The 14825-nt window shown below is 45.2% G+C and carries 12 protein-coding genes; 8 read left to right on the top strand and 4 right to left on the bottom strand.

Annotation, left to right across the window (positions count from 1 at the left end):
* Positions 1 to 54 precede the first annotated feature (54 nt).
* From ST37_RS02920 to aldA, 8 genes are all read left to right on the top strand, one after another.
* Positions 55 to 1560 (top strand): sugar ABC transporter ATP-binding protein, encoded by a 1506-nt coding sequence (locus ST37_RS02920; protein ID WP_084883699.1) that lies wholly within the window; start codon positions 55 to 57, stop codon positions 1558 to 1560.
* Positions 1560 to 2543 (top strand): ABC transporter permease, encoded by a 984-nt coding sequence (locus ST37_RS02915; protein ID WP_084883664.1) that lies wholly within the window; start codon positions 1560 to 1562, stop codon positions 2541 to 2543. The genes ST37_RS02920 and ST37_RS02915 overlap by 1 nt, the downstream gene beginning before the upstream one ends.
* Positions 2544 to 2561: 18 nt before the next feature.
* The gene (locus tag ST37_RS02910; protein WP_084883663.1) at positions 2562 to 3569 is read left to right on the top strand and encodes an ABC transporter permease; all 1008 of its coding nucleotides are present in this window, start codon (positions 2562 to 2564) and stop codon (positions 3567 to 3569) included.
* A 2-nt stretch (positions 3570 to 3571) separates the two neighbouring features.
* Complete coding sequence (rhaM, locus tag ST37_RS02905; protein ID WP_084883661.1) at positions 3572 to 3898, top strand: L-rhamnose mutarotase; 327 nt, start codon at positions 3572 to 3574, stop codon at positions 3896 to 3898.
* Positions 3899 to 3929: 31 nt separating this feature from the next.
* Positions 3930 to 4754, top strand: a complete 825-nt coding sequence (rhaD, locus tag ST37_RS02900; RefSeq protein ID WP_084883660.1) for a rhamnulose-1-phosphate aldolase — start codon at positions 3930 to 3932, stop codon at positions 4752 to 4754.
* Between the two features lie 10 nt (positions 4755 to 4764).
* Positions 4765 to 5916: a lactaldehyde reductase gene (gene fucO / locus ST37_RS02895; RefSeq protein WP_084883658.1), complete on the top strand. Its 1152-nt coding sequence runs from the start codon at positions 4765 to 4767 to the stop codon at positions 5914 to 5916.
* Positions 5917 to 6270: 354 nt separating this feature from the next.
* The gene (gene lldD / locus ST37_RS02890; protein WP_084883657.1) at positions 6271 to 7425 is read left to right on the top strand and encodes an FMN-dependent L-lactate dehydrogenase LldD; all 1155 of its coding nucleotides are present in this window, start codon (positions 6271 to 6273) and stop codon (positions 7423 to 7425) included.
* 48 nt (positions 7426 to 7473) lie between these two features.
* Positions 7474 to 8907, top strand: coding sequence for an aldehyde dehydrogenase (gene aldA / locus ST37_RS02885; RefSeq protein ID WP_084883655.1), 1434 nt, complete (start codon positions 7474 to 7476; stop codon positions 8905 to 8907).
* A gap of 106 nt (positions 8908 to 9013) precedes the next feature.
* Here the strand turns inward: aldA and ST37_RS02880 are convergent, their stop codons facing one another.
* The 4 genes from ST37_RS02880 to ST37_RS02865 all read right to left on the bottom strand — a co-directional run bounded on the left by ST37_RS02880 (position 9014) and on the right by ST37_RS02865 (position 13692).
* Positions 9014 to 9904, bottom strand: coding sequence for a carbohydrate ABC transporter permease (locus ST37_RS02880; RefSeq protein WP_084883653.1), 891 nt, complete (start codon positions 9902 to 9904; stop codon positions 9014 to 9016).
* A 12-nt stretch (positions 9905 to 9916) separates the two neighbouring features.
* A complete protein-coding gene (locus ST37_RS02875; RefSeq protein ID WP_084883652.1) occupies positions 9917 to 10876 on the bottom strand; it encodes an ABC transporter permease subunit in 960 nt (319 codons plus the stop codon).
* 9 nt (positions 10877 to 10885) lie between these two features.
* On the bottom strand, positions 10886 to 11986 hold the full coding sequence (ugpC, locus tag ST37_RS02870; protein WP_084883650.1) for a sn-glycerol-3-phosphate ABC transporter ATP-binding protein UgpC: 1101 nt from the start codon (positions 11984 to 11986) through the stop codon (positions 10886 to 10888).
* 158 nt (positions 11987 to 12144) lie between these two features.
* Positions 12145 to 13692 (bottom strand): extracellular solute-binding protein, encoded by a 1548-nt coding sequence (locus tag ST37_RS02865; protein ID WP_197687442.1) that lies wholly within the window; start codon positions 13690 to 13692, stop codon positions 12145 to 12147.
* Positions 13693 to 14825: the final 1133 nt, after the last annotated feature.

Here is a 14825-nt window from a genome sequence, read left to right as displayed (position 1 = left end):
GCTTAATGGTACGCAATGGTCGTTCAGTCTATGCCTTTCGATAAGGGCATAACCATGTCAGAAGTAAAACCAATCTTTTCCCTTAGAAATATCAGCAAACATTTTCCTGGTGTGAAAGCACTGGACAAAGTGCAATTGGATTTGTACCCAGGCCAAGTGACTGCACTGGTTGGCGAAAATGGGGCAGGAAAATCGACGCTGGTAAAAGTCATGACTGGGATCCACCAACCCACCTCTGGAAAGCTTATCTTAGACGACCAAGAAGTGGTTTTAGATACTCCGGATGATGCTAGAAAGCTCGGCATTACTGCCATACATCAGGAAACCGTGCTGTTTGATGAGCTGAGTGTGGCAGAGAATATTTTTGCTGGGCATTACATCAAATTTCCATCGGGTCGTTTGGACTGGAAAAGCATGTATCAAGAGTCTGCCCGTATTTTAAAAGAGATCGATGCCCCCCTTGATCCTCAAAAACTACTAAAAGAATTAAGTATTGGGCAAAGGCATATGGTGGCGATTGCGCGCGCACTGTCATTTGATGCCAATGTGGTCATCTTGGACGAGCCTACCGCAGCATTATCCCACCGAGAAATTGAAGATTTTTATGGCATTGTTCGCCGACTGCAGCAAAAAGGCTGCGCGATCATGTTTATTAGCCACAAATTTGATGAGATCTACGCAATAGCGGACCGATTTACTGTCTTTAGAGACGGATGCTATGTCGACTGTGGCCTGATTAAAGAGGTCGATGAGTCCGATTTAGTGTCGATGATGGTAGGACGCAGTATTGATAATGCTTATCCCAAAGTTGACGTCGAGATTGGAAAGAAAGTTATTGAGGTCGAGCGCTTCAGTCACCCGACTGAATTTGATGATATTAGTTTTAACCTGCATCAAGGCGAGATTTTGGGCTTCTACGGGCTAGTGGGAGCAGGTCGAACCGAATTAATGCAGTCACTGTTCGGCGTCACCAATAACAGTTTAGGCAGCATTAAAATTGAAGGTAAAACCACCACAATTAAGTCGCCAAGCGATGCCATAAAAGCGGGCATTGTGTACGTGCCAGAAGAAAGGCAAAGCCAAGGTGCAGTCCTCGAATTCCCGATTTTCCAAAATATTGGATTGCCTCAACTCGATAAGATTAACAGCAACGGTTTTCTAGACGATGAGAAAGAGTACTCGCTCGCCGAAAAATACGCTGAACGCCTCAATGTCAAAGCCCCTAACTGGCATGAAAAAGTAGAAAATTTGTCTGGGGGTAATCAGCAGAAAGTGGTAATCAGCAAGTGGCTGGCAACCAAACCTAAAATCATCATCCTGGATGAGCCGACCAAAGGTATTGATATCGGTTCGAAAGCAGCTGTCCACGAGTTTATGTCAGAGCTTACAGGAGCAGGGCTTGCGGTGATCATGGTGTCATCTGAACTTCCTGAAGTAATGGGCATGGCTGATCGCATTATTGTTATGCGCGAAGGGTTGATGGTGAAAGAGTTTGAACGCGAGCAGTTTACCGCTGAGAAACTGGTCAGTGCTGCTACTGGTGTATTGGGAGGGATGTAATGAAAAATCTAATCAAGTACAGAGAAACACAGTTAGCGGGCGTGCTCGTCATACTGTTGGTCGCCATCGGATTTATTATCCCCGAGTTTTTGCAGTTCAATAACTTATTTAGTGTGTATAACGACACGTCCATCTTAATCATCTTGGCGCTTGGGCAAATGCTGGTCATCGTGACACGTTGTATCGATCTGTCGGTCGCCGCCAATGTCGCTCTAACCGGCATGGTGGTCGCTACCATTAATAGCCTTTATCCAGACTTCCCCGTACCCGTCATCATCTTGATTGGTGCTGCGCTAGGAACGGTTTTGGGAATGATCAATGGTTTGCTGGTATGGAAAATGGGTATACCCGCGATTGTGGTGACGTTAGGCACGATGAGTATTTATCGCGGCACAGTGTTCCTTATTAGTAAAGGCGCGTGGATCAACGCCCACCAAATGAGTGAAGCATTTATTCAGATCCCGAGAACAGAACTGTTAGGACTGCCGCTGCTTGGGTGGTCATCGATACTTGCCATCGCCGGTATGTACTACTTCACCAAACATCGCCAACTTGGGCGAAAGATCTATGCAGCTGGTAATAGCCCAACAGCGGCTTACTACATTGGCGTTGATGTAGGCAAGAAGCAGTTTATTGCCTTTACCTTGTCGGGCTTGTTTGCGGGTATTGCGAGTTATTTATGGATTTCTCGTTACGCAGTAGCTTACGTCGATATTGCCAATGGATTTGAACTGCAAGTGATTGCGGCGTGCGTAATTGGCGGCGTTAGTATCGCAGGTGGTACTGGAACCGTTATTGGTTGCGTCTTGGGCGCTTTGTTTCTTGGGATTATCAATAATGCTTTACCGGTTATCGGTGTCTCACCGTTTTGGCAAATGGCCATTTCAGGTTTTGTCATTATCGTTGCTGTGGTCGCGAACTCACGTTCAGAGCGTAAGCTGGGTCGAATTATTTTAAGAAAAGCTGTGCAAAACGCTTCTTAAAAATTGAGGACGACAAAAATGGAAGATCTAAAAAGTAATACCTTTGGTGGGAATTTAAAGCTAAACAAAAGCGTCCCAAACTGGTTGTTCACATGGGAATCATTTTTATTGCTAACGGCTGTTTTGGTATTCATTTTAAACAGTTTTGCATCCCCATATTTTCTTAACGCGTGGTCACTATCGGATGCGACATTCAACTTTTCCGAGAAAGCGATAATCGCATTACCACTAGCAATGGTCATTATTGTGCGTGAAATTGATATTTCAGTGGCTTCAATAATTGCACTAAGCTCTACGGCGATGGGATTTGCGGCTGAAGCGGGCTCAGGTGTATTTGCCATCTGCATGGTAGGAATGACCGTCGGTTGCTTGTGCGGTCTGTTCAATGGGTTATTAGTGACTCGCCTTAACATCCCTTCGATCGTTGTCACTATAGGGACCATGAGTCTATTTAGAGGGATAACCTACATCCTCTTAGGCGATCAGGCGCTTAAAAACTACCCTGAATCCTTTGCCTTTTTTGGTCAAGGTTACGTCTTTTGGTTGTTTGGTTTTGAGTTTGTCTGCTTCTTGGTTTTGGCAGTGGCGTTCTACGTACTTTTACAAAAAACCAACTTTGGGCGCAGAACCTATGCCATAGGCAATAACCCTACTGCGGCCTACTACTCTGGGATCAATGTGGCGAAGCATAAATTGATCTTGTTTACCCTAGTCGGACTGTTTTGCGGTATAGCGTCAATCATGCTCACGTCTCGACTTGGCAGTACGCGACCGACCATCGCTCTAGGCTGGGAGCTGAACATTATTACCATGGTTGTGTTAGGTGGCGTCAGTATTCTTGGCGGCTCAGGCACCATTGTAGGAGTGGTGATAGCGGTCTTTCTTATGGGGTTAGTGACCATAGGACTTGGGCTACTAAACGTGCCTGGCATTGTGATGTCGATAATTATTGGCCTGATGCTCATTAGTGTTATTGCACTGCCAAAAATCTTTGCGATGGTCAAAAACAGAGAGAGAAAGGACTAATTATGTCACATCCATTCATTCGAAAAGCTTTTGTAATGAGACTTCATGAAGGCTGTCATAGCGAATACCAAAAAAGACATGACGAGATTTGGCCAGAGCTGGTTGACGTATTAAAGCATGCCGGTGCCCAGCGGTATTCCATCTTTATGTTACCCAATAGCAGTATGTTATTTGCGTATGTAGAAATCCAAGACCAAGCCGCCTGGGATGCCGTGGCCAATACCGATGTGTGCAAAAGGTGGTGGTCATATATGAAAGATATTATGGAAACCAATCCCGATAATTCTCCAGTTTCAACAGAGTTGACTAGTGCGTTTTTTATGGAATAAACCGCGCAATCTAATACATATAGGAATAGACATGAGTAGCATTCAATTAAACGACCTAGTACTGAACGAAATCGCGAAAGTTTCTGAAGTGGGCACATACCTTTGGGAGCGAGAGTGGGCAGAACGCAATGGAGGCAATATTTCTGTTGATTTGACTGAAATTTTTGGTGAGCCACCCAGCGACCTCAGCCAGTTCCCACACTGTTACCTAACGTCGGTTGGCGAGTTTTCTTTTCCCAAAGAAAGTGCAGGGCACATTTTTTTCGTCAAAGGAACGGGCGAGCGCATTCGAGAGTTAGTGAAACCTCAAGATGCTGGGTGTGTGTTGCGCATCGACGATGAAGCGCAAGGCTATCACATACTTTGGGGCGGGAGAGGGCAAGATGACTACTCACCGACCAGTGAATTTATCTCCCATGTGGAAATTATTATGGCCAAGCAGAAACAAGGTTCGCTTGACCGCAGTGTGGTGCACACTCACCCACTGGAACTGATTATGTTATCGCATCACCCTGACTATGTTCACAGCGATGATGCCTTCACCCACGCTTGCTGGCAAATGTTGCCAGAAGTCAGAGCCTTCGTCCCTCGTGGGATTGGGGTCGTCCCTTATTGTATGCCGGGTAGTCAACAAATCGCCGATGGAACCAAACAAAAATTGGCACACGCAGATGTTGCTGTGTGGGAAAAACATGGTGCAGTGTCGACAGGCAAAGATGCACTGGAAGCGTTTGACTATATCGATGTCGCTAACAAAGGTGCAAAGTTGTTCTTAGGCTGTCTAGCCAGTGGTTTTGTGCCACAAGGGGTGAGTGAGCAAGATATGCAAGATTTAAAAGATACCTTTAATTTGTAGGAGTACAACTATGGTTTTTGCACTAAATCTTCCCAAACTGAGCTTTGCCGGAGCGGGATCAGTAACTGACGCGATTGAAGCGATGAGTAAGGAACCCGTTAGCAAAATCTTACTAGTTACCGACAGTAACTTAGTCAAACTGGGCATCCTGGACAGCTTGTTCGCAGAATTGGAAGCTCACAATATGGCCTATGTAATGTTTGATAAAGTGACACCAAACCCAACGGCCAGTTTGGTGCGAGAGGGTTATCAGCTCTATAAAGATAATCAATGTGACGGTTTTATTGCCGTTGGAGGTGGGAGCCCAATGGATTGCTGCAAGGCAATTCGTGTAATGGCTGCAAACCCAGGCAAAGACATCTGCGAGTTTAATGGCGTGGGCAAGGTTGCCAACTCGGGTGACTTTTTCGTCGCCATTAATACTACTGCGGGTACCGCGGCAGAAATGACGTCAAACTCGGTGATTACCGATGAAGAAAACCAAGTCAAAATGGTGATCATTGATGCCAAGCAGATCCCGGACATTGCCGTTAACGACGCTAACCTTATGTTGGGGTTGCCCGCTGATGTGACCGCAGCAACAGGTATGGATGCGTTAACTCATGCGATCGAAGCCTATACCACCGTTGGTGCGCACCCACTCACCAACCCGACGGCGCTAGAAGCGATTAAATTAATCGCACAGTGGCTTCCCAAAGCGGTGGATGACGGTCAGGACTTGCAGGCTCGTGAACAGTTAGCCTGTGCGCAATTTTTGGCTGGAATGGCCTTTAATAGTGCTGGATTAGGTTTGGTGCACGCGATGGCTCACCAACCAGGAGCTACACACAATTTGCCTCATGGTGTTTGTAATGCGATTTTGCTGCCATACATTTGCGAATATAACGCTCAGTATGTACCAGACAAATTTAAAACCATTGCAGAAGTTATGTCAGGTACGACTCTTGATGTGACTCCAGAGAAAGGTGCAGACATTGCGATTAAGCTCATTAGAGACCTGTCCGAGAGAGTGAAGATCCCTTCTGGATTTAGTGAACTGGGCATTGATACTCATGATGTGAGTGGGTGGATTGCCAAAGCGATGGCCGATCCGTGCTTGGGTGGTAACCCACATCAACCTACTGAAAAAGAAGTCGAAGATCTGTATATGGCTGCTATGTAGCCTTAGTCTGAATCGCCAAAAGTTGGCTGATCTTTCACTATAACCCGCTGTTTGACGGCGGGTTTTTTTATGCACTGAAAAGTGAAGCTGTACCCTGTGAGTTGAGTGCAGAAAGAAAAATGCATGATAACCACATGCTACGCACTTGTTGTGGGAATGTGACTTTGAGTGTGTGGATCTTTAGATTCTCGCCGTAATTTTGCAATCCAGCGAAAAATCTCGAAGGTTACATGGCTAATGAGGCCGTATTATTTTAGCGAAATGTAACATTTGGTTTACAAGGGCGCTTTGCAGCACCTTGTTGTAATACCTAGGTGTTTACGTCACTTATTACTACATCATAGAGGGATAGTTATGATCATTTCTGCACCAGCAGATTTTCGTCTAGCCGCCAAAGAAACCCTACCACCGTTTTTGTTTCACTACATTGACGGTGGCGCAAACAGTGAATGGACGTTAAAGCGAAACCAGCAAGACTTGCATCAGGTTGCTTTAAAGCAGCGTGTGTTAAACGACATGTCCAGCATCGATATTGATATCAAACTCTTTGGTGAATCTCTCTCTATGCCTGTTGCTTTGGCCCCTGTTGGTCTAACGGGCATGTATGCACGCAGAGGGGAAGTTCAAGCGGCTAAGGCTGCAGAGGAAAAAGGTGTTCCTTTTACCCTATCTACGGTGTCCGTTTGTCCCATTGAAGAAGTTGCTCCAGCCATCAATCGACCGATGTGGTTCCAACTTTACGTGCTCAAAGATCGGGGCTTTATGAAAGATGTATTGCAACGTGCTAAGGCCGCTGGTGTTACCACTTTAATATTTACCGTCGATATGCCAGTACCCGGAGCGAGATATCGCGATAAACACTCTGGCATGAGTGGTTCAAACGCCGCGACAAGACGAATACTGCAAGCGATGACTCACCTACGCTGGGCATGGGATGTCGGAGTGTTGGGCAAGCCGCACGACCTGGGCAATATCTCTGCGTACCGAGGCCAACGCACCGCACTTGAAGATTACATTGGCTGGTTAGGCGCCAACTTTGACCCATCTATTTCGTGGAAAGATCTGGAATGGATACGCGATTTTTGGGATGGACCAATGGTGATAAAAGGGATTCTTGATAGCCAAGATGCTCGCGATGCGGTGCAGTTTGGAGCCGATGGCATTGTGGTGTCTAATCACGGTGGGCGCCAGTTAGACGGTGTAACCTCGACCGCGCAAGCACTTCCTGCCATTGCCGATGCCGTAAAAGGGGAGACTAAGATTCTGGTCGACTCGGGCATTCGTTGTGGCTTAGATGTGGTGAAAATGATGGCGCTAGGGGCAGATTGTACCTTATTAGGACGCTCCTATATCTATGCTCTTGCTGCGAAGGGGGGCAAAGGCGTAGAGCAGTTGCTGGACCTCTACCAGCAAGAAATCCGCGTCGCCTTAACTCTTACCGGTATTAACAACATTAATGAGATCAATCATTCCTCGCTGGTTAACTTACAACAAGTGATCAACGAGTAAACGATCGTGTTTGAAAGACCCTACTACCTATAACGAGGAGAACAACACATGGAAACTAAACGACATTACAATAACTATATCAATGGCATGTTTACCGAAACCAGCGAACGTATTGATGTCTATAACCCTGCGACAGAAGCATTGATATCCACGGTGCCGAATTCGAGTGAAAGTGAAGTAGAAAAGGCTTTAGATGCTGCCACGAAAGCAAAGCGTCAGTGGGCAGGTACACCGGCTATTGAGCGAGCAAAGTATCTGCGTGCGATTGCTGAGAAAGTGCGTGAGAAGGCCGATTATCTGGCTACTGTGATCAGTGAAGAGCAAGGCAAGACGCTAGATCTTGCGAAAGTTGAAGTAGGCTTTACTGCCGATTATATCGATTATATGTCTGAGTGGGCGAGACGCATTGAAGGCGAAATCATCACAAGCGATCGACGTGGTGAAAACATTTTCTTGTTTAGAAAGCCCATTGGTGTTGTTGCTGGCATTCTTCCTTGGAATTTCCCTTTCTTCTTAATTGCTCGCAAAATGGCTCCTGCATTGGTTACGGGCAATACCATTGTTGTTAAACCAAGCGAAGAGACCCCCAACAACTGCTTTGAGTTCGCCAAGTTAGTGGCCGAAACGGACCTCCCAGAAGGGGTGTTCAATGTTGTCTCAGGGCGCGGAAATGTCGGAGCGCAACTATCCAGTAGCGGTAAAGTCGATATGATCAGTTTCACTGGCAGCGTTAAAACAGGTGAAAATATTATGGCAGCTGCAGCCCCTCATATTACTAAACTCAACCTAGAGCTTGGGGGCAAAGCACCCGCGATTGTACTAGACGACGCTGACGTGAATTTAGCGGTTAAAGCGATTAGAGACTCTAGAATTATTAACTCTGGGCAAGTGTGTAACTGTGCCGAACGAGTCTATGTTCAGCGGGGGATTGCTGAGGAGTTTATTTCGCATATAACCCGAGAGATGCGGGCGACTCGCTTTGGCGACCCATTGGTTGATCAAAATATTGAAATGGGCCCGTTGGTTAATCGCCAAGGCTTACAGAAGGTTCAAGATTCAGTGAATACCGCTTTGGCGCAAGGGGCGACATTAGAGTGCGGCGGGACAGTCGCAGATAGCGAAAAAGGCCACTACTTCTTACCGACGGTATTAAGCGGATGTGATATGTCTATGGATATCATGAAACTTGAAACCTTTGGTCCAGTATTGCCGATTCAGATAGTGGACTCGCTAGACGAAGCAATAGGCTATGCCAACGATTGTGAGTATGGACTCACTTCATCGATTTATACCAAAGACCTATCAAAAGCACTCCACGCGGTCAAAATGCTAGAGTTTGGTGAAACGTATATTAACCGTGAAAACTTTGAAGCGATGCAAGGCTTCCATGCTGGCGTAAGAAAGTCGGGAATTGGTGGTGCAGATGGAAAACACGGTCTGTACGAATACTTAAGTACGCAAGTTGTTTACATGCAGTCTTAACAATTAGGTATTTACAGCTGCGTAACGCTGTGCAGTCAATGATGGGATGACAAAAAGCGCTTGAGGTATCAAACCTCAAGCGCTTATTCATTGCCAAATGGTGTCGCTACTCCTTCACACCCCCTAACATGATCCCTTTATTAAAGTACTTCTGAATAAATGGATAAATAATGAGTACTGGGATGATCGAACAGACCATGATTGCCGCACTGACTGTTTCGAACGAATAGGCAGACTCAAGTAGTGTACTGGCAAAGGTATCGTCATCGGACAGTTGGGTTATGATTTGTCTAAGATAAACCTGCAGAGGCACTTTGGACTCGTCGCGCAGTAGCACCATCGCCCAGAAAAACCCATTCCAACGAGACACAATACAAAACAGTGTCACTGTCGCAATAGCTGGTTTGGCCAGCGGGACAAATACCTTCCACAGCACTTGGAAATCATTTGCACCATCCATACGAGCCGCCTCTTCAAACGAGGCAGGGACAGCTTCGAAGAAGTTACGCAACAGAATAATGTTGAACGCATTGCAAGCGAAACCAATAATGATACCAAAGTAGGAATCGAGCAGCCCTAAATCACGTATGTTCAAGAAAAACGGGATCATGCCCGCGTTAAACCACATGGTAAATGCGATCAAGATGTTCCAGTACTTTCTACCCAACAGTTGAGGTCGAGAGAGTGCGTAAGCACCAGGGATAATAAATGCCAAACTGGTGAGTGTTCCACCAATGGTATATATAAAGGTGTTCTTATAAGAAATCCAAAATGCAGGGTCATAGATGACCTTTTCATAAGCTGCGAAGGTTACGTCTACGGGAGTCAATATGACCTTCCCTGCGGTAACCGCTTCCCCCATACTCATCGATAGTGAAGCGACGTATATGAAGGGATACAGCGTACTTATCGTAAATGCAGCAACCAAAAACATATTGATGTAAACAAATGCTTTGTCACCACGCGAGTATAAATTCATGCTAATTGCTTGGCTCATAACGTTTCCTGTTTACCAAAGTGATGTTTTTGAGATTTTTTTACTGATTGTGTTAGCACTGATCACCAAGATGAAGGCGATGACTGCGTTAAACAATCCTGCGGCGGCAGCCAGATCATATTGCGCAGCTTGTAAACCTTGACGATAAATAAAGGTGCTAATAACGTCGGAGGTTTCGTAGGTCGCTGGCTGATACAACATAATGATCATCTCAAAACCGACTTCTAGAATGTTACCGATTCGGATGATAAGCATGATTAATATGGTTGGCATGATGCAAGGTAGCGTGATTTTCCACATCATTTGCCAGCGTGAAGCGCCATCGACGACGGCTGATTCATACAGCGATGGGTTCACACCCGCGATGGAGGCTAAGAAAACGATCGAGTTAAAGCCCGCCTCTTGCCATATCCCTGTACCGACGAAAATGGTTCGGAACCACTCAGGTTTAGTTAAAAAGTACACAGAGTCAAAACCCAATGCATTCAGCAGTAAGTTAACTACACCAGTTGACGGTGCAAACGCAGTGATCACAATACCTGCGATTATAACCGCGGATATAAAGTGCGGCAGATACACGATGGTTTGTGCGGTCTTCTTAAACTTAGGGTTGATAATTTCGTTAAACATTAATGCCAATATGATAGGGACAGGGAAGCCAAACAATAAGCTCGCGCCACTGATCATGATGGTGTTTTTGATTGCACGAATAAACTGATCGTTCTCGAACAGAGTATAAAAATGCTCAAATCCTACCCACGGACTGCCTTCAATGCCTCGGAACACACTGTAGTCTTTAAACGCGATTTGTAATCCATACATCGGTTTGTAGAGAAACAGCAAGAACCAAATAATGGTGGGAGCAAGCAGTACATAGATTTGCCATTCGCGACGGAAATGATGTCCTAGCCAGGTAAGTTTTTTGCTTAGGGGGCTGACAGTGGTCTCGGGTTGATTTTGTACGTTTTCCATAACAATTCCTCAGTTGATACTCACGGCTTTGCTTGGACTGATGGCTTTTTTGGTGGAATGATCAAATACCGTAATAGCATCCTGTCTAAAATAAAGGGTGTCGAGGCTGTGCAGGTGATCGACATGACCGTGAGTATCGACCTTGACCACAAATGGGCTGCTTTGGATCTTACAATGCAACAGCGCCTCAGAGCCTAAGGTTTCGACCAAATCAATACTGACTCTAATTGGGCTGCTATTTTCGGTTGGCTCTATATCCACATATTCTGGTCTAATCCCGACAATGGCTTGAGCGCCACAATCTGCTTCTAGTTCTGGTAATAAACAGTGTTGCCCCTCAATAATGGCGTACTGTTTGCCACGTTCGGTGATCACTTCAGCGTCCAGTAAGTTCATTGGAGGGGAGCCGATGAAGGTGGCAACAAACGTATTCACCGGATTGTTAAACAAATCCATTGGCGTACCAATTTGTTCAATGCGGCCAGCACTCATTACCACGATTCGGTCAGCTAAAGTCATTGCCTCTACCTGATCGTGTGTTACATACACACTGGTCACTCCAAGCTTGGTGTGCAAGCGCTTAATTTCAGCTCGCATTTGGGTACGTAATTTGGCGTCTAAGTTTGACAGTGGCTCATCAAATAAAAACACTTTAGGGTGCCTTACAATTGCACGCCCCATTGCGACACGTTGGCGTTGTCCACCGGAAAGATCCGCTGGTCGACGTTGTAATAGTGGGGTAAGTTCGAGCGTTTCGGCAACTTCCTTGACCAGCTGTTCAATGCGAGGCTTTGGCACTTTTCGGATGCGAAGGCCAAAGGCGATGTTTTCAGCCACCGTCAAATGTGGGTAGAGCGCGTAGTTTTGAAATACCATCGCCACATCACGATCTTTTGGTGCGATTTGGTTAACGACTTTACCGTCTATAGAGACCATGCCATCACTGATTTCTTCAAGACCGGCTAGCATTCTTAATGTCGTGGACTTACCGCATCCTGATGGACCAACAAGCACGACAAATTCTTGTGGTTTTACCTCAAGGTCAATTCCGTGAACTACCGTGATGTCTTTGTAACTCTTGACAACACGTTCTAATTTCACACCAGACATACATACTCCTTTATGCTTCTAATACTGCTTACCAAAGTGAGCCTATTTCAATTCGTGGGTAATACAATTTCTTGGGGAAATAGGGCTTAGTAAAAGGCACTAAGCCCTAATATTGGGTATGCTCGACACCCATGAGGTGTCGAGTTTTACGGGTTAGTTTATTTGTAGGCGCGATCGTAGGCTGATTGCATCGCCTTAATCACTTTTGGATAGCCCATGCGTTCGATTTGAGCTTGGTAGTTTTGCCAATCTTCATCGACGTCACGGGAGCCAAGGATCCACGCTTGCTGCATTTCGAGCATGTAGTCGCGAATGGTGATCCAGTGACGGTCATACACGCCTTTCTCAGTTGTATTCATCGACACACCTAGGAAGGGTTCGAGTAGGTAGTCCCCTTCGTCGTACAAGGCTATACCTTCTAATGCGTACTTGTTAGACCACTGCTCTTCATTGGCATAATCTTGATGGAAACCACGTTCAATTTGAGCACCTACAGCCCACATCTGTGAATTCACCGGAGTGTCTGAGTTAAGTACTTCATCCTTAAAGATGGGTTTTCCATCAATGATATCGTAGTGAACGCCTTCAACACCAAAGTTGGCTAGGCGTCGACCTTCTTCACTAAACCAAAAATCAAAGTACTTGATCGTTTCTACTGCATGTTCATTAGAATATGAAATCGCCCACCCAGACGGCTTAACTTGTGAACGGCGATGTTCTTCTACGCGCTTACCAGTCGTTGATGCTGGTGGGGCGAATGCGGTAAATCGAAACTCTGGCATTTCGTCAACAAAGGCATCGTTATAACCTGACGTCGATGCAAACCAATCATGCGTTGATCCGCCTAAGTCGTTCGCCAATAAGTATTCACGTGAGCGACTGCCACGGGTAAATACTTCGGGATCGATTAGACCTTCTTTGTACCATTTTGCGAGATTCTTAATACCTTCGCGATAGTTGTCACCGGCGTAACCGTGAGCAATAACGCCATCTTCTACGTAGAAGTCGTGATATTTATCCGACCCAGAAGAGCGTCCATCCCAAAGAGTGACAAGGCGAATTAACTCTTCCCAGTGACGGGTAAAGAATGGGACTTCATCTTTTTTACCGTTACCGTTTGGATCTTGATTTCTAAATGCGGTAAGTACTTCGTAAAGTTCATCAACGGTTTCGGGGGTTTTAAGGTCAAGTTTTGCCAACCAGTCTTGACGAATGAAGTATGCACGACCGTATTTGCCGTCAGGGATATAAGGGATGTAATAAACGTTGCCGTCGTGAGCTTTGATGGAGTTGTAGATGTTGGGCCTTTCATCAAACAGTGCTTTGATGTTGGGAGCGTGCTCTTCTATGAGATCATTAAGCGGAATAAAGGCACCTTCGGGACCATAACGATTCACTTGTTCTTTAAGGCTTTGACCACCTACGATATCTGGTAGGTCTCCAGACGCTATCATTAGGTTAAAGGCTTCTTCACTGTTGGTAGTTGCCATCGAGGCAACGTTATTTAGCGAGAGATTGGTGATTTTTGCCGCTTCTTTTTCGACTAACCAATCATTGTTGTAAACGAATTTCTTCTGGTGAAAATGTATATCAAGATTTAGTGGTTTGTCAGAAACAAGATGCTCACCACTTGCAATTGCTGGAGTGGTTGCTAATAAGCAGTTTGCCATTACGGCTGCGGCAATCGCTGTTTTCACATAGTGCATAAAGGTGTCCTTCAATTTGTTAATCATCCTAAAAGCGAGGTTTGTCTTGTACCAAGCTCTACCATTTTGATTCTCGTTACCTCTGTGCTCAGCCTTAGTCTGTAAAACCGAACATTTTTATTGTTTTGTTTGCCAATCTTTATTCGCTTGTTGTATTAAACGACTAGCGGTGTTGAAATTTTGGCAACATCCGTTTACTCAAATTAAACCGACGTTTCAAAATAAAACTAACTGATGTGATTTTTATGTAAATCATTAACTGACTAAAATGTGAGCTGCATAGTGAATTGCAGGGGGATTTGACTGGATTTTTGAGACCAATCTCGCTTTGAAGTCGCTATTTGAAACAGCAGTCATGATGGAGTGAAAGCGTCTCGATTTAAAAGTGAAATTGGGCTGATTGTTGCCGAAGAAACTACGTTGGGACTGAGCTTGGTGGGGAGGAAGTAAAATCTGTCAGCTGATTTTTTAGGGTCTTTTCCATTTAAGGGTAACGGCTAAAAAGCGCTTACAAGACCAATTTTTGCGTCGATCTATAGTGATCTTTGAGGAGATCAAAAGTCAGATTAATATGTCGCTACTTGTGGAAATTTTGTACCTTAACTTACCAAATTTTATTATTTATTACATTTTTGAATGTAGGTGGGTTTAGTGTTGTTGTTGTTTTTTCATGACGTTACGAGTCATAGTAGATCGGCCATCGAAAGAGCATCTCAAATCATGCAGTTTGCTTACAGAGCCAAATCCGATTGGCTGCGGATTGCTCTAGCATGCCTGACTCATACTAAAAACCACTCCTTGGCCAAGTTCGAGTTCTATTTTTTTGATGGTCTCTGTCCAGAATAACGTGGAGTATCTGGTTGGGTGACTTTAACAAGCATGGTAAGTGACTCTAAAGGTTGCGCCGACTCACTCAACTTAGTTGCTGCGGAAGAAATGGCTAGAGGTGTTAGCATGACCGCTTACAACCGAAAGCCCTTACTTTGAGGGAAGAGAGTCGTTAAAACTGTATTTGAGAGGTTTAGGGTAAACAGATAAAGTCTGAATTAGTTCACCTCAGCTATACCACTTAGCGTCAATAGAGTTACATTCGCTTTGTGACCAATCTATTGTTGCCAAAGTTGAAAGATTTT

Origin of the sequence: Vibrio sp. qd031 (assembly GCF_002100145.1) — a bacterium.
Classification (GTDB): Bacteria; Pseudomonadota; Gammaproteobacteria; order Enterobacterales; family Vibrionaceae; genus Vibrio.
This window is presented reverse-complemented; position numbering and strand designations above follow the sequence as displayed.